The sequence below is a fragment of the Pseudanabaena cinerea FACHB-1277 genome (assembly GCF_014696345.1).
In the GTDB taxonomy this organism is placed as follows: Bacteria; Cyanobacteriota; Cyanobacteriia; order Pseudanabaenales; family Pseudanabaenaceae; genus Pseudanabaena; species Pseudanabaena cinerea.
The window spans coordinates 1-20,530 of sequence record NZ_JACJPY010000019.1 but is presented as its reverse complement, the minus strand read 5'-3'; the positions used below and the strand labels follow the sequence as shown (position 1 = coordinate 20,530).

Annotated in this window: 22 protein-coding genes, 1 tRNA gene and 2 pseudogenes; 7 read left to right on the top strand and 18 right to left on the bottom strand. The window is 43.7% G+C overall.

Annotation, left to right across the window (positions count from 1 at the left end):
- Positions 1–25 precede the first annotated feature (25 nt).
- From H6F44_RS08215 to H6F44_RS08180, 8 genes and pseudogenes are all read right to left on the bottom strand, one after another.
- Positions 26–871 (bottom strand): ABC transporter permease, encoded by an 846-nt coding sequence (locus H6F44_RS08215; protein ID WP_190350500.1) that lies wholly within the window; start codon positions 869–871, stop codon positions 26–28.
- Between the two features lie 229 nt (positions 872–1,100).
- Positions 1,101–1,724 carry a hypothetical protein gene (locus H6F44_RS08210; RefSeq protein ID WP_190350468.1) on the bottom strand — a complete coding sequence of 208 codons (624 nt, stop codon included), beginning with the start codon at positions 1,722–1,724 and terminating at the stop codon, positions 1,101–1,103.
- 65 nt (positions 1,725–1,789) lie between these two features.
- On the bottom strand, positions 1,790–2,023 hold the full coding sequence (locus tag H6F44_RS08205; protein ID WP_190350467.1) for a hypothetical protein: 234 nt from the start codon (positions 2,021–2,023) through the stop codon (positions 1,790–1,792).
- A complete protein-coding gene (locus H6F44_RS08200) occupies positions 2,020–2,214 on the bottom strand; it encodes a hypothetical protein (RefSeq protein ID WP_190350466.1) in 195 nt (64 codons plus the stop codon). The genes H6F44_RS08205 and H6F44_RS08200 overlap by 4 nt, the downstream gene beginning before the upstream one ends.
- Before the next feature lie 24 nt (positions 2,215–2,238).
- A complete protein-coding gene (locus H6F44_RS08195) occupies positions 2,239–2,976 on the bottom strand; it encodes a Uma2 family endonuclease (RefSeq protein ID WP_190350465.1) in 738 nt (245 codons plus the stop codon).
- Positions 2,977–3,019: 43 nt separating this feature from the next.
- Positions 3,020–3,469 (bottom strand): retroviral-like aspartic protease family protein, encoded by a 450-nt coding sequence (locus tag H6F44_RS08190; RefSeq protein WP_242016493.1) that lies wholly within the window; start codon positions 3,467–3,469, stop codon positions 3,020–3,022.
- A 25-nt stretch (positions 3,470–3,494) separates the two neighbouring features.
- Positions 3,495–4,247, bottom strand: a complete 753-nt coding sequence (locus H6F44_RS08185) for a Uma2 family endonuclease (RefSeq protein ID WP_190350464.1) — start codon at positions 4,245–4,247, stop codon at positions 3,495–3,497.
- A 12-nt stretch (positions 4,248–4,259) separates the two neighbouring features.
- Positions 4,260–4,741, bottom strand: a pseudogene (locus H6F44_RS08180) (hypothetical protein); the annotation flags it as partial.
- A 182-nt stretch (positions 4,742–4,923) separates the two neighbouring features.
- Between H6F44_RS08180 and H6F44_RS08170 the strand changes: the two are divergent.
- Both H6F44_RS08170 and H6F44_RS08165 read left to right on the top strand, forming a co-directional pair.
- Entirely contained in the window at positions 4,924–6,543 is a 1,620-nt protein-coding gene (locus H6F44_RS08170; protein WP_190350498.1) for an AAA family ATPase, read from the top strand.
- Positions 6,544–6,578: 35 nt separating this feature from the next.
- Positions 6,579–6,953, top strand: coding sequence for a DUF1257 domain-containing protein (locus H6F44_RS08165; RefSeq protein ID WP_190350463.1), 375 nt, complete (start codon positions 6,579–6,581; stop codon positions 6,951–6,953).
- Between the two features lie 98 nt (positions 6,954–7,051).
- Here the strand turns inward: H6F44_RS08165 and H6F44_RS08160 are convergent, their stop codons facing one another.
- Positions 7,052–7,234, bottom strand: a complete 183-nt coding sequence (locus H6F44_RS08160) for a hypothetical protein (RefSeq protein WP_190350462.1) — start codon at positions 7,232–7,234, stop codon at positions 7,052–7,054.
- A gap of 326 nt (positions 7,235–7,560) precedes the next feature.
- Between H6F44_RS08160 and H6F44_RS08155 the strand changes: the two genes are divergently transcribed.
- Positions 7,561–7,647: transfer RNA gene (locus H6F44_RS08155), tRNA-Ser, on the top strand.
- A gap of 54 nt (positions 7,648–7,701) precedes the next feature.
- On the opposite strand, the gene gcvH is transcribed toward H6F44_RS08155, so the two are convergent.
- Both gcvH and H6F44_RS08145 read right to left on the bottom strand, forming a co-directional pair.
- The gene (gcvH, locus tag H6F44_RS08150; protein WP_190350461.1) at positions 7,702–8,088 is read right to left on the bottom strand and encodes a glycine cleavage system protein GcvH; all 387 of its coding nucleotides are present in this window, start codon (positions 8,086–8,088) and stop codon (positions 7,702–7,704) included.
- A gap of 130 nt (positions 8,089–8,218) precedes the next feature.
- Positions 8,219–8,941: a TerC family protein gene (locus H6F44_RS08145; protein ID WP_242016491.1), complete on the bottom strand. Its 723-nt coding sequence runs from the start codon at positions 8,939–8,941 to the stop codon at positions 8,219–8,221.
- A 216-nt stretch (positions 8,942–9,157) separates the two neighbouring features.
- On the opposite strand from H6F44_RS08145, the gene H6F44_RS08140 reads away from it, so the two are divergent.
- Both H6F44_RS08140 and H6F44_RS08135 read left to right on the top strand, forming a co-directional pair.
- Positions 9,158–9,832, top strand: coding sequence for a pentapeptide repeat-containing protein (locus H6F44_RS08140; RefSeq protein ID WP_190350460.1), 675 nt, complete (start codon positions 9,158–9,160; stop codon positions 9,830–9,832).
- A 20-nt stretch (positions 9,833–9,852) separates the two neighbouring features.
- On the top strand, positions 9,853–11,085 hold the full coding sequence (locus H6F44_RS08135) for an MFS transporter (protein WP_190350459.1): 1,233 nt from the start codon (positions 9,853–9,855) through the stop codon (positions 11,083–11,085).
- 38 nt (positions 11,086–11,123) lie between these two features.
- Here H6F44_RS08135 and H6F44_RS08130 read toward each other — a convergent pair whose 3' ends face one another.
- Positions 11,124–13,172 carry a pentapeptide repeat-containing protein gene (locus H6F44_RS08130; protein ID WP_190350458.1) on the bottom strand — a complete coding sequence of 683 codons (2,049 nt, stop codon included), beginning with the start codon at positions 13,170–13,172 and terminating at the stop codon, positions 11,124–11,126.
- 128 nt (positions 13,173–13,300) lie between these two features.
- Between H6F44_RS08130 and H6F44_RS08125 the strand changes: the two genes are divergently transcribed.
- Positions 13,301–13,552 carry a ribbon-helix-helix domain-containing protein gene (locus H6F44_RS08125; RefSeq protein ID WP_190350457.1) on the top strand — a complete coding sequence of 84 codons (252 nt, stop codon included), beginning with the start codon at positions 13,301–13,303 and terminating at the stop codon, positions 13,550–13,552.
- Positions 13,553–13,563: 11 nt separating this feature from the next.
- On the opposite strand, the gene H6F44_RS08120 is transcribed toward H6F44_RS08125, so the two are convergent.
- The 6 genes from H6F44_RS08120 to H6F44_RS08095 all read right to left on the bottom strand — a co-directional run bounded on the left by H6F44_RS08120 (position 13,564) and on the right by H6F44_RS08095 (position 19,778).
- Positions 13,564–14,370, bottom strand: coding sequence for a Uma2 family endonuclease (locus H6F44_RS08120; RefSeq protein ID WP_190350456.1), 807 nt, complete (start codon positions 14,368–14,370; stop codon positions 13,564–13,566).
- 97 nt (positions 14,371–14,467) lie between these two features.
- Positions 14,468–15,652 carry a pentapeptide repeat-containing protein gene (locus tag H6F44_RS08115; RefSeq protein ID WP_190350455.1) on the bottom strand — a complete coding sequence of 395 codons (1,185 nt, stop codon included), beginning with the start codon at positions 15,650–15,652 and terminating at the stop codon, positions 14,468–14,470.
- A 425-nt stretch (positions 15,653–16,077) separates the two neighbouring features.
- Complete coding sequence (locus H6F44_RS08110; protein ID WP_190350454.1) at positions 16,078–17,862, bottom strand: M61 family metallopeptidase; 1,785 nt, start codon at positions 17,860–17,862, stop codon at positions 16,078–16,080.
- Between the two features lie 60 nt (positions 17,863–17,922).
- On the bottom strand, positions 17,923–18,750 hold the full coding sequence (locus H6F44_RS08105) for a YaaW family protein (RefSeq protein WP_190350453.1): 828 nt from the start codon (positions 18,748–18,750) through the stop codon (positions 17,923–17,925).
- 69 nt (positions 18,751–18,819) lie between these two features.
- Positions 18,820–18,939: a DUF4351 domain-containing protein gene (locus H6F44_RS23115; protein WP_407681866.1), complete on the bottom strand. Its 120-nt coding sequence runs from the start codon at positions 18,937–18,939 to the stop codon at positions 18,820–18,822.
- 17 nt (positions 18,940–18,956) lie between these two features.
- Complete coding sequence (locus H6F44_RS08095) at positions 18,957–19,778, bottom strand: Rpn family recombination-promoting nuclease/putative transposase (RefSeq protein WP_190350452.1); 822 nt, start codon at positions 19,776–19,778, stop codon at positions 18,957–18,959.
- A 222-nt stretch (positions 19,779–20,000) separates the two neighbouring features.
- Here H6F44_RS08095 and H6F44_RS08090 point away from each other — a divergent pair.
- Positions 20,001–20,384: pseudogene (locus tag H6F44_RS08090) on the top strand (alkaline phosphatase); the annotation flags it as partial.
- Positions 20,385–20,530: the final 146 nt, after the last annotated feature.

The following is a 20,530-nucleotide window of genomic DNA, read 5'->3' as shown; positions in this document are numbered from 1 at the left end:
AAATACATATATCAAACCTAAACACCTATAAAACATCAGCAAATGACGGTCGTAGGCGTTGATATACAGATAATCCAAACCACATTATAAGTGCAGAAACTAAAGTGGCTACACACCACTCAGCACTATGTTTTATTTCACCAACTAGGATGATATCTCGATATATAGCAGAGATGGAGGCTATTGGGTTTAGCCAAAATATCCAACTGCGAAAAGTCTCAGGGATTGCTGAGGCAGGATAAATAATCGGTGTCATATAAAACCAAATATTTAAAATCAATCCGAGAGTTTGTGGGATATCACGCAAAAAAACTGTTAAGCCTGCGGTGAGATAACCTAAGCCCGTCGTTAACAGCAACTGTGTGAACCAAACCAACGGTAGCAGCGCTAAAGTAATATGCAAAGTATGGGTAGTTAAAGCTACAAAAAAGATTAACACTATTAGCCCAAAAGCACTTTCAATAAATGTCGATAAGACTGGTACAAGTGGCAACAAGGCTAGGGGAAATACTACTTTTTTGACTAAGTTCGGCTGAACAATGACTGAATTAGAAGCCTGCGTCAGTCCACCTGTAAATGAAATCCAAGGCAGCAGTCCTGCAAATAGCCATAGCCCAAAAGTAAAATTATTGTCTGGTACACCCTGCAAACTGATCTTCACCTTAAGCACGATCGCGAAGACGTAGGTATAAATCAATAACTGGGACAATTGGTTAACCAATGGCCATAAGTTTCCCAGAACTGAACCTTTATAACGTGCCTCCAAATCTCGCCAAACTAAAGTTCGGAGTAGATCAAACTTAGCCCACTGCTGATTGCTAACAGGAACAAACCTTTTTAGTTTTTTACTCTTGCCTAAAACCACGCGCATCGATCTCAACAATTGATGACTCCAACCATTTTCTGTCAAATCAGGTGCTTTAAACTATATCACATCTGACACTACGTCACAACTTCTCGGCAAATCCAAACACCCAAAAATTCATTCTTTCTCGATCATAAAAATCTCATTCTTGTCCAACCCCATTCCCATAGCCTCTTTCACAACTGTTAAACTCCATCCCCTGATCGCCACATCAAACCAGTAGTCCCCAAATCCCTCAACCCTGCTCCAGCCTACCCAAAACCACCAAACTATCCAAATCCTCCAAGGCGCTAGGCAAATACCGACCGATCGCCATCCTTACCCGCCCCAACTGCCAATCTTCCGCCACACCCAACATCCGACTAATATCCGCAATATCTTGACTGCGCCCCGCAATTAACTTCATTAGCACCAAATAGGGCAGATCGATCACTGGCAAACCATCGGGAGCATAATTCGGACTATTAACTGCCTCCACCACCCAATCCCCATCAAACGCCCACACAACCAAAGCCTTACCGTCCCCTAACCGCCATTGAGTACTAGCAATACTCAAATCCCCAACTTTCTGTCCCTTCGCATTCTCCAAATCTTCATATACCAATTTAGCATCTTCAGCTTTCACCAAAATATCTAAATCAAGCGTCATTCTTTCAGGCATATATAGTCTAGTCGCCACATCCCCAACCACCACAAAATTAGCCTGTTTAATAATCTCGTTAAGATTTGCCACAGGATAAGTCCAACTCCGACTGTTTAAAAATTCTAAGCTGCTGCCAGAGCCTTTCTTGACATATTTGATCACCAAATTAATAAATTGCTTACGCTTTTGAGCATAAGGTTCAGCAACTAACCTCATAAAACCCACACAGGTAAATTATCAGTATCAATACTCTGCGATTTTCTCCACTCTTATCGTGGATATTATTCAGGACTATCCTCGCTAAATTGATCGATCGCCTCCACCAAACCCTCCGAATAAGGCTCAATCACAGTCGCGCAAACATGAAGGTCAGCAAGAGCCTGAGAAAACTCATCCGAAGCCAAGTCAGATTTTTTAATTACCTCAATCGCCGCAAGCGCTTGTTCCAACCTAGATTGATACTCATTCAAAAATATATCTAACCGCTCATACGGATGTTTGTAAACAGAAATCATTGACTTAATCTCCTTTCTAATTTGGCAATATTTTGACGACAATTAGCAACGGTTTTTTCCCAGTGGGCTATCAAACCCTGATCGATCATCTCCATAGGCTTACTTTTTTCGTGGGCAATCTTCTGTAAATGCTCCTCTAAAGCCCTATATTGTCCCTCCAATTTTTTGCGATTATCCTTGTTTCTAGTCATAAATTTAATCTAGGAGAAGAAAATTTAAATGGGTAAATTATCAGGATCGATACCCTGCGATCGCAAATAAGCCGCCAACCTATCCGCCCTCTGCCTTTCAGCCTCAGCACATTCTGCTGAAGTTAAAATCCAACCAGCTTGGTCATACCAACGCAACCACAGCCCTTTAGTGCCTTGATAAACTCCTTGCCATAGCCCTAAACCCAAATTAATCTCATTTAGCCAGAATCGATTTTCATTGATCGCAATTGGCTTATAACGCATACCCGAAATTTCAAAGGCACGCAGATTATTTTCGTAGCGATCGTAAACAACATAGTAAGGGACTCGCAAAATGCGCTCATAGACTTCCCACTTAGTTGGTGGCTGATTAATTTCTCTCAACCTCTGCCCTAAATCTTCATCCTCAGTACCAGGGGACAATAACTCCACGATCAAAAAAGGCGTAACGCCCTCTTGCCAAATTAAATAACTCAGCCTTAGCTCTTCTAGTTGATTTGCTTTTGGCACACCCAAAACCATGTACCAGTCAGGTCGCTTGTACCACTGCGTATGTCTAGGGTCGTAATAAAGATTGAGATCGCTTGCCAGTAAAATTTCTTCTGGCAAATAACCCACAGGTTTACAAGTCTCAGTCAGTAAATCTGCTTGAATGCAATGAAACTCGTCAGGCAAACCAGACTCTCCTACCAACTCACTGGGCAAATCGTACATCGTGGGCATCGTCTCAAGGGGCGATCGCGGATGAATTGGCTGATACATAACTAGCCTCGGTTAACGATATCTAAATAAGAGCCTACGACACTTAAAGAATTGTCAAATAGGTATCCACCGTCTCCGATGGTAAAGCTCGCAGGGTTTGATTTTGTAAATCTGGCTCCAAGCCCAGCATTTCTAAAGGGATTACTCCCAGCAGAGCATCACAGCCCTTTGGCAACCCTAAACATTCAAAAGTCCCCTCTCTGCCATGCAAAGAAATTTTGGCATCTTGAAAAATTTTAGCTTTACCCAAACCCATTGCCGTCACCACATCAACCTCCTTCAAAACCTCTAAACCTAATGTCTCAATCACATCCTCAGGCAAGCAAAGAGTAGTCGCACCCGTATCAACCAATACCCTTTTCAGCGTCAGCGATCGCACCTCTCTATCATTAATCAAGCCGCGTTTAGCCAAAAACTGATCACCGCGATTAGTAATTGTTAAATCTGTGTAAACCTTGCCCATATTCTTGTGCAAATTCAAGATCGAAGTCATAAACATATACCTCCACGATCAAATTTTATAAATTATCAGGATCAATGCCTTGCGATCGCAAATAAGCCGCCAACTTTTCTGCCCTTTGGCTTGCAGCCTCTGCCCTTTGGCTTGCAGCCTCTGCCCTCTCTGCTGAAGTTGGAATCCAGCCATTGTGGTCATACCACCGAAGCCATAGCCCTTCAGTGCCTTGATAAACTCCTTGCCATAGCCCTAAACCCAAATCAATCTCATTTAGCCAAAAGCGATTTTCAGCGATCTTGATCGCCTCATAACGCAGACCAGAAATTTTAAAAGCGCGTAGATTATTTTCGTAGCGATCGTAGACGACATAGTAAGGAACTCGTAAAATTCGCTCGTAAACCTCCCACTTAGTTGGTGGCTGATTAATCTCTCTAAGCCTTTGCCCTAAGTCATCATTTTCAGTGCCAGGAGACAATAACTCCACGATCAAAAAAGGCGTTACCCCTTCTTGCCAAATTAAATAACTTAGCCTTAATTCTTCCTGTTGATTTGCCCTTGGTACGCCCAAAACCATATACCAGTCGGGACGCTTGTACCATTGCGTATGACGAGGATCGTAATAAAGATTGAGATCGCTTGCCAGTAAAATTTCTTCTGGCAAATAGCCAACAGGTTTACAAGTCTCGGTGAGTAAATCTGCTTGGATACAATGAAATTCATCGGGCAAACCAGACTCTCCTACCAACTCGCTGGGTAAATCGTACATCGTGGGCATTGTCTCAAGGGGCGATCGCGGATGAATTGGTTGATACATGAATGACTAGCCTCAAGTAACACTTTCTAAATAGGATTTTACAACTTCCTTTGAGTTGCCTGCTAATTTAAGATTGCCTTTACTGAGCCAAATTGCCTGATCACAGGAGCTTTGAATAAAATCCATGGAATGAGATACCACTAAAATTGTGACGTGGGAATCCCAGAATTGATCAATACGGCGTTGACACTTATGCCTAAAGCTTTCGTCCCCCACTGATAATACCTCATCAAGAATTAATATTTCTGGTTGAATATCCGTGGCGATCGCAAAGCCTAATCTTGCCACCATACCTGAAGATAGCCCCTTGACAGGCACAAATCGATAATCTTGCAATTCCGCCGCCGCAATCATTGAGACTGGAAAAATGCTTACAGGTAAACGAATTTTATCTAATAAAGCCCCATTCAAGCCCTATTGCCGACAACACTGGTTAAAGCCTGCATCGTTGAAGCAGAGAAAAAGCTAATCACGATCAACCCTGTCAAAATTGCAAATTTAAAATCCCTGTAGCGTGGGCATCTTGTCTGCTTTTGAGGGAGACTTGTCAGTCAATCACCAATGCTATACTGCGGTTGCAGCCCTTTGCGCTGATTTAAAACCAGAGAATTTTTTAAAAGCAGCCCACCGCAACGTTTTCACAAACTCCTCTGTACTGCTCAAAGCTTCGATAGGTATGTCGCCAAATCCGCCTTTAGCCGCTATTAACCATAGCAAAATCAAAGTATATCAAACCCTAATAGCTCAGTTTGATCTGCTTTTGCGTGCCAAATATCCGATTATTTATGTGGTGACTGCCGAAGAAGAACCTGTTGAAGAGATTTTGATCGAGGTAGCACTGCAATCTAGTCCCAGTCGGCGGATTTTATTCTGGGATATGGCGCGGGGTTGGACGGATAATGGTGCAGACAAAGGCTCATTGATGGCGGCACTGTCGCGCATTGGGCAGCGTGATAAGGCAGTCCAAGATAATGACAATGCTATTTATGTCTTGCGCGACTTGCATCCGATCCTCAAATATCCCGACCACGATCGCCACATTGCCATCATTCGCGAACTCAAAAACTTAGCAAGGGATCTCAAGCGCGATCGCCGCACGATTATCCTCACGAGCCATGTTTTAGAAATTCCGCCCGAACTCACCGAAGAGATTACGGCGATCGATTTTCCATTGCCCGCGATCGCTGAAATTAGCTATCTAATCCAACAAAAAATCGCCCCCAATAAACTCAACCTCTCGGAGCTGGCTTGGGAGCAGTTGGTACGTGCCTGTCAGGGCTTGAGTCGTACCCGTATTCAGCGCGTCTTAGCCAAAGCGATCGCCGAAAAAGAGCAGGTCAATGACGGAGATATTGATGCGGTGCTGGCGGAAAAGCAACAGGCGATTAGGCAAACAGGCATTTTAGAATTTTTTACGGTCAATGAATCCTTAAAAAATGTGGGCGGACTCGACAACCTCAAACAATGGGTGCGAATTCGCCGCGATGCCTTTACCGAAGAGGCAAAACGCTATGGCATCCCCACCCCTAAAGGGGTGCTGCTCGTGGGCATCCAAGGCACGGGCAAATCTCTATCGGCAAAAACGATCGCCCATGAATGGCGTTTACCCCTGTTGCGCCTAGACATCGGGCGCATGTTTGGCAGTTATGTGGGTGAGAGCGAAAGTCGAATGCGGCAAATGATCCAACTTGCGGAGGCAACTGCCCCCTGTGTGTTGTGGATCGATGAAATTGACAAAGCCTTTGGCAATCCGAATATGGCGAGTGATGGTGACTCTGGCGCAAGTCGGCGCGTTTTCGGCACATTGATCACCTGGATGCAGGAAAAGACCGCCCCCGTCTTCATTGTCGCCACTGCCAATAATGTGCAGATTTTACCTGCGGAGCTATTGCGAAAGGGGCGCTTTGATGAAATCTTCTTTTTGAATCTGCCCACAGAATCGGAACGTCAAGAAATTTTTAAAGTGCATCTGCAAAAACTGCGCCCTAGCCGTATCCGTGAATTCGATTTGGCGCTCCTCGCTCGTCACACCAAAAATTTTAGCGGTGCAGAAATCGAACAAGTAATCATTGATGGCATCCATCGCGCCTTTGGGCGTGGCACAGTTGGCAACCGCGAAGACTTCACCAGCGAAGATATCATCAGCGCCATTGAGGAGACTGTACCTCTCGCCGCGATCGCCTCCCAACAGATCGCATCGCTTAAGCAATGGGCGGCAGAGTCTGGCGCACGTACTGCCTCTAACGATGAGCAGTTACTGCAAGAATTGCGTAAATTTGCAATTAACTTAGAATGATATAAAAGCCCCGCTTTGCCATCATTCTAAAAATTATGTCTCACTTCACCACGATCGCCATTGAAATTAAAAATGGTGACTTACTCAAGCAAGCCCTCAAAGAGCTAGGCTATCCCGTTCAGGAAAATACCCTAGCGCGGGGATATTTGGGCAGTACGACCATTGCAGAATATGTGATCCCCATGCCCAATGGCTATGATATCGGTTTTCGGCAGGTGGGCGATCGCTATGAAATGATTACGGATTTGTACGGCGTGGCACTGAATGTTGAAGAATTTGTGGCGGCGGTTAATCAACAATATGCGACCAAAATAGTATTGCAAAGTGCTAGTCAACAGGGGTTTGCCATCGAACAACAGGAAGTTTTGGAAGATGGCACGATCAGAATTGTGGTGGGACGGTGGGGGTAATTTAAGGAAAAAGGAAAAAGGAAAAAGGAAAAAGCTAACAGCTAACAGCTAACAGCTAACAACTAACAACTAACAACTAACAGCTAACAGCTAAATAACTAATCGGAGTTGCGGAGTAGGCTTAATACGGGGATGCAGGCTCCTATACATGAGGCGATCGCCCCGATCCCTGAGAAAATATGGGGGGCTTGCGTGTATCTAACGAGCTCGTCAGTGGCAAGGGGCAGAGTGGCGAGCAACATACACGATACACCTAAGCGCACTGCTAATTGATGAATCATGGGTAACACTTGAATTCTACTTTTTTAATGGGTTTAGCTTGAAGCTTTTAACTTATCGCTAACTCACACTAGGTTTACCCGATGGGATCGTCATCTATATTTAGGGAGAGATATACTCTTTTTGGATATCCCTAAAACCTTAAAATTTTGTAACTTTTGCTCAAATTCTGCGATCGCCCCTTGCTTAGCACTATGTTTTTTAGTAATTATTTAGCCTATTATCACCATGTTATTGCCTAATCAATCAGTGGTATGGCTATTTTTTCGATTTATCAGAACTTGCGATCGCCAATGGCTATGTGATATCTTAGTCTTTGCTTTGTTATGGAGAGATGGCAGAGTGGTTGAATGCGTCTGACTCGAAATCAGATTTAGGGTCACACCTAACGGGAGTTCGAATCTCCCTCTCTCCGTTGCTTGTAATGCAGTTTAAACAACAAAGGCAGTGCTAAGCACTGCCTTTGTTGTTAATTGCCTTCCACCTTTTGTTGATATACCGCCGATGTCATTGCCCCATCAAGCTCCGTTGCATCGGTAATGCTCACCTTCAACAACCAAGACTTGCCGTAGGGATCTTCGCCTATGGTTTCTGGGGCATCGATCAAATCAGTATTTGCCTCCAACACTGTCCCCGTGACAGGTGCATAGATATCCTCCACTGCCTTTACAGATTCAATTGTGCCGAATGGCTGCCCCTTCTCGATCGTCGTACCAATCTCTGGCAAATCCAAAAATACAATATCGCCCAATTGATCGATCGCAAAGGCAGTGATCCCGACAGTGGCAACATCGCCATCTAAGCGGATATATTCGTGGGAATTTGTATATTTAAGGTCTTCAGGATATTCAAACATCAAGCTGTCCTTGCTATCTAGCTGTGCATTATCTAACTTACATTACAGTAACTATCGAGCAAACAATTCACAACAAAAATTTCATAACAAAAAAATTTGAAAGTGTTGCTAAGCAATGCTTTTAAATTTTTTATTCAACTTTAGGTTCGCGTTTAGAAAATCCCCATAAAAATACGAGTCCAATGCAAGAAAGCATCAACCATTCAGGCGGCACTAGGCTATCGGCAACCACTTTAATAAATAGGCGTAAACCTACCAAAACTACGATCAAATACCCTGCGGATTCTAAATGGGTAAATTCGGCAAGCCACTTGATAAATAGCCCTGCTAAAAATCGTAATGTAATAATTCCTGCGACCCCACCGATAAGCACTAGCCATGTTTCTTCAGCGACCGCTACGGCAGCAGTGACGCTATCAAGGGAAAATGCTAAATCTGTTAAGGAAACTAAAGCGACTACCTGCCATAGTTTATCTGCCATGCGTACAGGATGTTGGGTGTCATGATTTTCCTGTGATTTTTCCAAGAAAAACTTTCCTGAAAGCCATAGCAAGTATAGCGATCCCGCTAGTTCAAATTGCCAATATTTAATTACCCAAGTTGCTGTAAATATTAGGATCACCCGCAGCACAAATGCCCCGATTAGACCATAGCGCAAAGCCCATTCCTCTTGTTTGGGGTCTGGCAAACTGCGGACGATCGCCGCAAGGGCGATCGCATTATCGGCAGACAGAATTGCTTCTAGCAGAATTAACACCACCAATATGGGGATAACTTCAATCCGAAAATAGGGGACATTAGTTTCTAAAAGCTGTTCGATCATGCAGGGCGATCCATTGGGAAAAATTAACAAAACACTCTGATTATATAGCAATCAGCATTGTTAGCGAAGGTCAAGACTTTTTAAACAGTTGCTAAAGAATTTAGAAGCTCATTTGTGGTTGATCATTCTTTTTCTGACATTCTGCTGTGTTGTGGGGCGGTTCTGTATGGTAACAATTAGGTAAGTGGGTGCGAATGACTGCCAAATTTAGAACTGCCAAATTTAAGTGTTATTGAGGTGCTTTGCATGAATTTTATAAGGTTTCGGACAGGTTTTCGGAAGAATTTAGTTGCCTTTACAATGGCTCTAGCCTCTGTTGCTACGGCGATCGCCACGATTAATGTTGCTAGTAGCCAAGCTCAAAATGCTGCCCATTTCCAAAGCCTTTTAGAGCATCGCACCTGTCAGCGTTGTGAGCTAAGTGGTGTGCAAGCTAATGGGGCAAACCTCAGAGAGTCTTTTTTGGATGTGGCGAATTTGCAGAAAAGCTCTTTTGTCGGAGCAATTTTAGCTTTTAGTACGATGTACTATGCCGATTTTCGCGAAGCCGATCTCAGTGAGTCAGATTTACGCAATACATTTTTGATCAATGGTGATCTGATTAAGGCGAACTTGTCGGGGGCAAATGCTCGCAATAGTCGTTGGAAATATGCGGATTTGACGGAGGCAAATTTAAAAGGTGCAAATTTAATTGACATTGAACTGGTATATGCCAACTTAAAAGGCGCAGATTTGAGCAATACCTTTTTGCGTCATGCTAGTCTCTATGGTGCGGATCTGACGGGTGCAAATTTGCGAGGTGCAGATCTCTATCGTGCCGACTTGACAGGGGCAAATCTCACCAATGTCGATTTGAGCCAAACTAATCTCTGTCGGGCGACCATGCCCGATGGCAAAATGTCGCTGCAAGGCTGTCGTTAAATTTTTACTTGAGGTCATAAATGGCGATCGCCACATCAAATCAGGTGCGTTGGCTGCAAGTATGGAGCTTGGCGGCGGTACAGGGATCAATCTCCCTAACTTGGATTGCCTATGGTGCTTACTTGCCCAAGTTTATTGAGCAGGTATTTAGCTATCCCCCCAACCAAGCTCAACAATTTGCATCTTTGCTATTGATAATTGAAAGCGCGATCGCCGTGATTATTGAGCCACTATTTGGCGCTTTGTCCGATCGCTGGCAGCGTTGGTATAGCTCACGGATGCCAATGGTGATTGCAGGGGCGATCGCCGCAACGGTGGTATTTATGGGTTTACCTGCGATCGTCATTTTTGGTGGCGCTAATGAAGTTGTTAGGTTGATATTGCCTTGGTTGGCAGTGCTATGGGCATTGATCATGTCCACCTTTCGCAGTCCCGTGATCTGCCTTTTAGGAAGTTTTGCAGGGGCGACAAAATTGGCATTAGCTGGCAGTGTTTTAACCCTAGTGGGTGGTTTAGTTGGGTCACTCCGTCCCCTTGCTAGTCAATTTATCCTTGGGTTGGGCGCACCGCTAACGTTTACGATCGCCTCCATTAGCCTATTAGCAGGGGTAGCCAGTTTACGGCTTGCCATGACCTATATTCCCAAGCAGCTTAATCCCGATCAAGAAAATTTACCGATTCTCGGTTTTTGGCGTAATTTAGCGATCGTGATAATGGTTGGCGCTGGCATTGGCTTAGGATCAAGGTTGCTGATGGGAGATGTAATGCCCCGCACCTTTACCGCCAGTCTCGTCAGTTTTACAGGTCTAACTAGGGAAGCATTATTGGGTATAGCCTTAATTTTGCAAGCAGGGATGGCGATCGCAATGGGACAGCTTGCCAAGCAGTTCGCCAATACCCATATTATGATTGTTGCCCTTGGTGGTTTAGCCGTTGGTATCTGGTTACTATCCCTAGGATTAAGCGCGATCGCCCTGATCCCGATTCTGATTTTTCTCATCGCCTGTCTCAGCGCCGTCAATAATGGCATGGTTGCCTTTGCTTTGACGATGGTTCCCAAGGGTTTAGGCGGCTTAACGGTCGGTACTTTTTTTGCAGGACTATCAGGGGCGATCGCTATTTTTGGCTATCTCGTGCCGAAGTCATCAGTCCTTTCCATTGATCAAGTAATTTTTGGCGCAGCGATCGCTTTTTTAGCAACAGGAGGGGCGATCGCGATCGGCGAAAAGCTGGTCGGCAATGTCAGCGATTAGAAATAGATTCACAAAAGTTAAAATACCTAATGCTTTCATCATGCACCGAAAGCTTTGCCCACGGTTTCGACTATTTTGGCGATCGCGGGAATGTTGTCAATAATGCGTTTTAAGGCTCTTAGTGCTTTGCTGGCAAGGGTTGGTTTTTCTGCGGGTTTGTCGTGAAGGGCGATTTTGGCAAGATTTTCGACTTGTTCGAGAGCATCGGCTTTGTCTTCATCGGCAAGATCTTTATCAGCACTAATTGCTTCTTGCAGTTGGGTTAAGAGGGTTTTGATGTCGCCACTGTCTTCTTTGTTTGGGATTTGATTAATCGCATTGGTAACATTGCCTTTGATTTTGCCGAGATTAACTACGCTGTTAGTGATATCTCTTGCTGTGAAAGTGACGGGATTCTGTTCTGCCATGCTTTTTGCCTCTGTTTGTGTAATTACTGTAACATCACCTTTCTTTGCCTCAGCTAAGGCAAAGTACATATCTTTCATAGTCTCAATAGTTCGATCTTTCTCCTCTAATAACCGAGCTTGATGTTTCGATTCAATTTCCTTGAGTTGGGTTTCGTAATTACTATCAAAAATATGTTCAACTCGACCTTTATCCGTATCCTCTGGCACGGCGATCGTTAATTCGACATCTTGCCCTTTTTTCTTGATTTCTTGAATGTCGTCAGGATTTATATCTGGATATTCTTTTGTAAGCTTTTCCCATGCGGCGATGAAGGCTTCGCGGTTGATGCCGTTGCGCATAAGTAACTGCACGACGTTGAGAGTTTCGCTGTAGCGTTTAGTAAAGTCACCTTGTTCAAACTCTTTCTCTGGATCGTGGGGACGGCGTTCGCGACTACCTTTGTTGTTGGGATGCTCTAGCTCAAAGACAAAGCGACAATCGACATCATTGAGTTTGGTGGTGTGGTCATAGCTCCAACCTTCTAAGCAAACGCCTGTCATTTGTGCGCCTGTGAAGTCTGTACCAATCGCCTGAGCTTCGGTGAGGTTTACCCATTGGAGATTTGCATTACGGAAACTTGCTTCGCTGAGGATGGCGCGTTTGAAGTTGACACCTTCTAAATAAACACCGTCAAGGTTTGCACCACGCAGGTTTAAGCCTTCGTAGGATTTGCTTAAGTTGGGTTTGCCTGTGACTAATAGTTCGCGTACTTCTCGGTTGGCTAAGATTGATGTTCCTAAAAGAGCGAGTTCTAATTTTTGGGCTTGTTGCCAAAGAATACGATGCAAATTAGTGATTTTTTGCTGAGAATTTTGAAAATTGGTGCTTTTTAAACTAGCTTCTCTAAAATTAGCTTTGCTTAACTCTGCACCTCGAAAGCTTGTACCACCAATAGCAGCAAATGCAATGCCGAATTTTAGCAAGACATCGAATTTAGAATCATATTTTAAAGTACGCCTTGTAACATAAACACTGATTAGCAAGGTGACAACAGCACCGACTATAGCACCAACAGAAGCTTCAGCTCTTTGCTCAGCCACAACCATAGCTACAATGCCAGCTATAGCACTAGTCATAGATCCAACAATGGCTAAAGTTGTAGCCACAGTGCCAGCGACAGCAACAGAACTTACCAGAACACCAGCAGCAGAGACAGCTATAACACCAGCAATAGCTACAGTCGCAGAACCAACTATAGCCAGAGTACCAGAGAAAACAGCAACTATTGCCACAGAAAAAGTAGCAGCAACGGAAACAAAACCAAAAGATTTTGCAGTAAATCCTTGTTGAATAATTGCTATAAATATGGCAACTATTATAAAAATTGCGGCAGTTCCAGGGGCAAACGTATATGCTTTGATATTAGTGGGGGTGAGAAAAACAGCTACAAACAAACCTGCATAGGCTGACATAAAGCCAGCCAATGCCGACAAGATCCAAGACAATATTAGCTGCAACATAAGCCAACGCTTCTGCACACCTGCTCTAACTCTTGAGAAGTTTGCCCCTCTTAAAATTGCATCTGTAAAATCTGCGCCTCTCAGATCTGCACCACTAAAGTCTGCCCCTGAGAGGTGTTGCCCCTTAAACGATCGCCCTCGCAAATTTTGACCAGCAAAGTTTTTCGCCGTAGAGGTCATAGCCGTAATTCCCAGAAATTTGGATTAATTTTACGATGATTCTCCAAAATTGTCAGTTAAATTTACAACCTGTAGCTCACCAAATAAATGACCTATACTCAAAAAATATAGTTACATCAGATTTAACGATGACAATCCTAACTGTCACCCTTCCAGAAGCCTTGACCCTCTACCTGCAAGAGCAAATAGCATCAGGATATTACACCAACGCCAATGACTACATTCAAACCTTAATTCAGCAAGATCGATCGCGTAAACAATACCTCGAACCCCTCATTCTCGAAGGCATCGCTTCAGGAGAGCCAACCCCTATGACAAACGATGATTGGAATGCAATCCGTCAACCAACAAGCTACCCATCCACAAATCTAAAAACCTAAAATCAATAGTTCTATGTCTCGATGCCCAATGCAGCTAGGTGATCGCGCAATTTTTTAGCCTCCAGTTCTGCGACTCTAGCCCGTTCTTCTGCCAACTCAGCCCGTTCTTCCGCAGACTCAGCCCGTTCTTCCGCAGACTCAGCCCGTTGGATTTCTTCTTGCCATGCTGCAAATAGCTCACTGGGAATCAGTAATTTTTCACTGTTGTCCTGACGATAGAAACCGATTAGAGAACCTTCGACTTCGAGGCGCAATCCTAAAACTTGGCTTAAGCCATCAGCGATCGCTTCATAAACCAAAGACTCTTCATCATTTTTGGGCAGATTAGCTTGACGACGATAGCCGCGTAATTTTTCAGGAATCCATTCACCTTTTGGATCGAATAGCCAATATTCCAAAACCCCAATGCTTTCGTAAAGCTCTCTTTTTTTAGCTTGGTCATGGGCTTGAGTACTCGCAGAAGTCATCTCAAAAATAACACTGGGGATTTGCCCTGTTTCCCAAATTTTGTAATTGTCGTAGGGCTGCTGCGGAATATCAAAAATCACCATCACATCAGGCGCAACTCGCAATCTAGAAAAGCCCTGTGCATAATACAAAAATTGATCAGCAAGAACAACAGGCGATCGCTCTGCAAACTTTTCTGCTAAATAGTTTCGTAAAACAGCTACCGTTGCAATAATTGCATCAGCATGAACAGAAGTCTCAGCCAAGGGTTCACCATCCTCAGAAGGATAAAATATTTCTTTAGGTATTTCTTTGGGTATCTCTTGAATTTGGGGAATAAACTCAATTGCTGGGGCAATAATTGGTGTCATAGCTCAAACAATGCGATCGCACTGGTAGCAATGGAATATTTAAATTATAGCGATTTCGCTCCCCTGAAATTGTTGAAATCCTTAAGCCGTCAACTCTTCATTCGACATCATCGAGTTTAGTGCTGTGATTATAGCTCCAACCTTCTAGACAAGCACCTGTCACTTGTGCGCCAGTAAAGTCTGTACCGATCGCTTGAGCTTCGGTGAAGTTTACTGCTTCGAGATTTGCGTTACAGAAACTAGCTTCGCTGAGGATAGCTCGTTTGAAATTGACCCCTTCTAAATAAACACCGTCAAGATTTGCGCCGCGTAGATTTAAGCCTTCGTAGGATTTGCTTTGGTTAGGTTTGCCAGTGACTAGTAGTTTGCGTACTTCGGGGTTAGATAAGATTGATGTCCCTAATCGCGATCGGTCTAGCTTTTCCGCTTGATTCCAAATGGTACGGGTCAAGTTAGTAGCCTGTTTGCGAGAATTGCGAAAATCACTACTTTTGAGATATGCCTTCGTAAAGTTAGCTTTAGTTAAATCTGCACCACGAAAACTCGTTCCGCCGATGCTAGTAAAGCCAATAATAAACTTCAACAATCTATCGAACTTGCGATCGCCTTTGAAAGCTCGCCTAGCAGCATAAACACTTAGTAACACGGTCCCCGATGCCAATATTACTGCCCCTGTCAGCGCCGATGAGACTGAGCCTGCACCGAACCATTCCACAAATAACGAGGCTAATGCCCCGTAACATGACCCTGCCAATGCTCCAATAAATGCTATGGTTCCTGACAAGGCAAATGTCCATGACAATATTAATAATGCCAATGCTACTACGACTCCTCCGAATAATATTGGCAATGCAACAGTACCTAACAAAGCAAAGACAAATGTTAATAATGCTAATGCTCCTGCAATCATGACGAAAGCTGTTGCTGTAAACCCTTGTCGAATGATAGCAACACAGAAGATAATGATTATTACCAGACTGGGTACGATCCTAAGGATTTCGATATTGTAAGGGGCAGGAAATAAGGTCGTCACTACACCCGTATAGGCAGTAAAAAGTCCTGAAAATACTGACAAAAAGAAGGCAATAACTAACTGAAATATGAACCATCGCTTCTGCAAGCCAGTCTCAGCCTTTGAGAAATTCGCTCCTCTTAAAATTGCATCCGTAAAATCTGCACCTCTCAGATCCGCGCCGCTAAAGTCTGCTTCTGAGAGATCTTGCCCCTTAAATGACTTACCCCGCAAATTTTGACCAGCATAGTTTTTCGCCGTAGAGGTCATAGCGGCACTGGTTCCGCCCAATGAGGAGCAGAAAGTCTTATTCAGCAAGGAGTGTAGGAATCTGTTGTCAAAGCTGGTTAACGTGGTTTTTGAGCAAAAAGTGCCTGTACACCCTGTTTTTGTGTTAGGTTACTGCCATACAAGATTCTTTTAATTAAAACCATAACCCTTGCTATGCTTGGCTTTTACTTCCTCACTGGGCGGAACCAGTGCCGTCATAGCCTTAAAGCTCCCAGAAATTTGGATTAATTTTACGATGATTCTCCAAAATTGTCTGTCAAATTTACAACCTATAGGGCGTTGCATATATTCATAATAATCAAGGAAAAATAGCTTAGATTTCCCCATTGATTTATTGTTTAAATATTATATTTGACCTTTGACCTGCTGAATGTAGGTTAAACAGGTTTCTTTGACTGACATACTTAAATATTCAGCCAAAGTTGCAAGTTCATTTCTTGACTAGGAGAAGCCTGACTAATTTGAACTACTTCAAAATGGGTGGCGATTGGCTCTTGCAAAGTCATCTGCACATGGCGTAATAAATCCTGTTGGAAGATTGCGATCGGGATAGTCGTGCCAGTTTCAAAATCTTGCAGCCTTTCATTAAAGTTATCCGCATTTACCCGAATGTCGGCGATCGCTAGAATCAGATCCCCTGTGCTAATTCCTGCTTTTTGGGCAGGGGAGTCAAATTCCACTTTTTCCACTTCCGCCAAGCCATTTTTAGACTTTAGGGTTAATCCTGTAAATGGTACATTTGTTCGCGAACTGCGTAATTCTAAACCAAAGGGTTCCAAATAATAATTATAGTCAAGTTCTCTTTTGCCATAGAGATAGTCTTGCCAAAATCCTGATAAATCTACACCCGCCACCGACTCAATCACCTCATGGAGTTCAGCTTCACTAAAGCCAACTTCTGTTTTCCCAAACCGTTCCCACATAATCTGCATTACCCGATCCAGCGATCGCAGATTGTTAGTTTGCGATCGGATTAATAAATCCAAAAGCATGGAGACTAGCTCACCCTTGAGATAGTAAGACACCTGATTGTTGTGGGTATTGGCATCGGGGCGATAGAGCTTAATCCATGTATCGAAACTGGACTCATGGAGGGACTGCACATTGCGTCCGAAGGTATTTTGGAGACGGGTAATGCTTTTGCTGATTAGCTTGAGGTAGTGTTGTGGCGTATAGATCTTTGCCCTAAGCGGAAAGATTTGGTCATAATAGCTAGTCGTACCTTCACTAAACCATAGGGAACCTGTATAGTTCTCATGGTCATAGTCGAAATGCTGCAAACCTTTGGGGCGAAGTCTTTTGACATTCCATGTATGGAAAAATTCATGGGCAACGAGGTTGAGAAATTGCAGATAGCTCTCTTCTTTGCGAAAGCCCAAGCGGTTATATAGTAATACCGTACAGTCGCGATGTTCTAAGCCGCCAAAGCCATTGCTAGTATGCAAAATAAAGTCGTAGTGATCGTAGGGCAGTCCGCCAAACATCTCCGCTTCCACTTTAATGAGCGCGGCAGTATCTTTAACCACCCTTGCCATATTCGCGTTATGTTCTCCCCAAACGATGAAGCGATGTTGCTTGTGGAGTACTTCAAATTCGTGACGCTCTTGGATGCCAATCTCAAAGGGGCTGTCAACTAAAGTATCGAAGTCCTTGGCATAGAAAGTATGCTTAGCAATTTCAGGTAGGGCGGTGGCAATCTGCCAATGGTTAGGGATCTTGGTAATCTGCACCTGATAGCCGCGATCGCTCTGGTCAGGCAAATATTCAGGCGCATACATAAATACGGCTGCCCCCGTAAAAAAGGCATGGCTGCGATCAATGTGATTAGTCCGCACCGTCAATTCGTTGCAAAACAACCGATAACGCACCCGAATTTCATGATTACTGCCGCAGTTAATTTGCCAATGATTTTTGCTAATCTTTTGCCATTTTAAAGCCTTTCCATCGGCTGCGATCGCCTCAAAATCCTGTAAATGCTTGGCATATTCCCGCACCAGATAGGAGCCAGGAGTCCAAACTGGCAATTTGAGGTCGAGGGTCTCGTTTTGCCAATCAGCGATCGCTAGTTCCACCTCTAGCAGGTGATTTTCAGGCTCTGGGATCGCAATGTAGTAGCAAAATTGGCTATTAGTTTGACCATTAACTTGACTATTCGCAGGAAAACTTGCTGATGGATGGGTATTAATCATGAAACTAGATTGAGGCAACTAAGTTGTAAATATAGCAGCTAGAAATTGGCATTGCCTGTACTATGGCATTCTCAATAACCTGATCTGGGCAATGATGAAAATGGCGGGAATGATGCGTCCATAGTTAGTGGCGATCGCCCGCCAGCCAAGATCGGCAAAAAATAAGCCCCATAATGCAGGTGTAATCACCGCAAAGACTGCCCTAGCTGCGGTGTATTGCGTGGCAGCGATCGCCATGCCCCGTTTGGCAATATGCGTACTCACATAGGCATTGATCCTTGTGGCGATCGCCGTGCCGCCAGCTTTGAGGACTTCGTAACCCACTTGATAGGTGGCAAAGTGCCATGCCATTTGTCGAGCGATCGCATTTAGCACCGCCGAGCGCACGACCGTACTCACCGCGATCGCACTGCCACCCTTAACAAATAGACTCATCGGACTACGCTGGGCATCGGGGGGTAAAGATTTTTGTAGATCTGCCTCTGTCAGGGCGGCTTGCATCGATTCATCGAGATTGGCGCGTTCTTGGGATGATAATTTTTTCCAAGAGTTGCTAACCAGGTTTAAAAATAGCTCTGACTCAATATCTTCAACGGTTTGGTGTTTAGAATACTTCACATCTAGGTGCTGACATACGCGCTCTAGCACATTGCGATAGCTCATTTCCTGTGTCTTGCGGCGCAATACTGTTAGACCATCTGCCGCCAAAAAACTAAAGCGCTTGGCGATCGCAGCCACCAATTCATCCCGATCCCAGCTTTGCAATTCTTGGATCGGCGGAGTTGTGAGGTAGTCGAGGGGGTTAAACTTACGCCGAAATAAGATATTTGCAAGTTGATTTAGCTCTTCGTCGGTGGCTAATGCGAGAACATTTGTTAATTCGTCCATTGCCTTGTCCATAAATAATTTTTTAATCATACTCCCTTGCTACTGATCGCCAAAACCCGCGATCGCCGCTCACTGCTCATCAATATTCTTGAGCCAATTGTGCAGATCCGCCAAATTTTCTAAGTCAAACAAAGCTTCACTCAAGGCATCTAATCGATCTGGCGATAACTGCTGCAATAGAATTTTAATATCATCGGATATGGTTCCTAGCTTGCGAGAAAGTTTTTTAATAAAAGCGATCGCTTGCCTTCTTGCACACCCTGAGCCATAACCACTTGAATGCCCTGAGTCATCCCCTCCTCTCGCGCAGTCTCGATTACACCATTCATATCGCGATAATACTTCAAGCTGCTTTCATAAGCCTCTCTTTCGGCTTGCGAAAAGTTTGTAATCCTTGCCACTTCAAATAGTTGCATAAATACATTTTCTTGCAACAGCAGAGGCGGCTCTTCTAAGTCAGGTAAATGTTTCAGCAAAAAGAGCCACTTGTCGAAATGATTACTTAGCTGATTAATGGTTTTCTGGAATTTAGGTAATTCTAAATAAATGAATTTCAGCTTTTTATAGAAAACTTGGCAATCTTGATCCTTAAGTTCAACAATATGCAATAGCCTATCTTCGTTTTTATCTTCCTCAAAAACAAAGTCTAAAATCCCAATCGTATAAATTGGCTCTAGTTTATAGTTCCAATTTCCCTTTTCAGCCTGTTCTTGAATAGGAAAGGATGCGTAGTAAATACTGCGATCTTTGAAATAGTTATGTTTGGTTTTTTGCATTTCGACAATAAATTTTTCGCCTTTTTTGCTCTCGCAATAAAGGTCAAAGACGGCTTTGCGATCTAGGGGGCTATTACCTAGATTTTCGGTGCTGCGGTAAGTGAGATCTTTGACTTGATGTTGGGGCGGTAAGATGACATTCAAAAAGTCAATCAATAGGTTTTTGTTTGGCTCTGTGCCAAATAGCCGCTTGAAACCAAAGTCTGTCAATGGATTGATGTAGCGATCGCCGCGCAGTCGTTGGTAAAACATGATATTTCTGAATATTTCTGACTTAGCTATTGATGAGAAATATAGTTTTGGACTATTTGCTTTGCAATTTTAACCGATCGCCATCTCCTGCTATCAAAAAGCGATCGCAAAAGCTTAATCTAAAAATAACCTTGGTTTAACCAAATAGCATCATATCTCTTAATAAATAAATGTTTAACTCAATTTAGATATTGATACATCATTGATTTATTCAGAGGCTATATGACAACTGGTAATCATGTAATTTTTATGCATCCAGATGGTACTAGTCCATCTCATTATGCGTTTGCAAGATTTGTAGATAAAGGTCCCGATGGACGTTTGAATTGGGACAAAATGTCCAATGCTGGTGTATACCTCGGTCACATGGAAACCCAGCTAGGCGGCACATCAAATGGTGGCGCTGTCACCCATGCCACAGGCGCTAAGGTTTATGCAGAATCCTTTGGTTATGAAAAAGGGAATTTACCCATCACATCCCTTTCTGGAACCACCAAAACCATTGTTGAAGAGGCTAGAGATGCTGGCAAAGTTACTGCCCTAGTACAATCGGGCGCTATTTTTGAACCTGGTACAGCCGCCTTTGTTGCTAAGACAAAAGAAATTCGCTCATGTGGGTAAATAGGTGAAAGGAGGGACAAGAAGACGGCGGAGGAAGTCAAAATCAATCCAACGTAAATTGTAAGCCCACTCAAACATGGCTACATAGAGATACAGATACTTTTTATGGATACCGCGAAATGGACGAACAA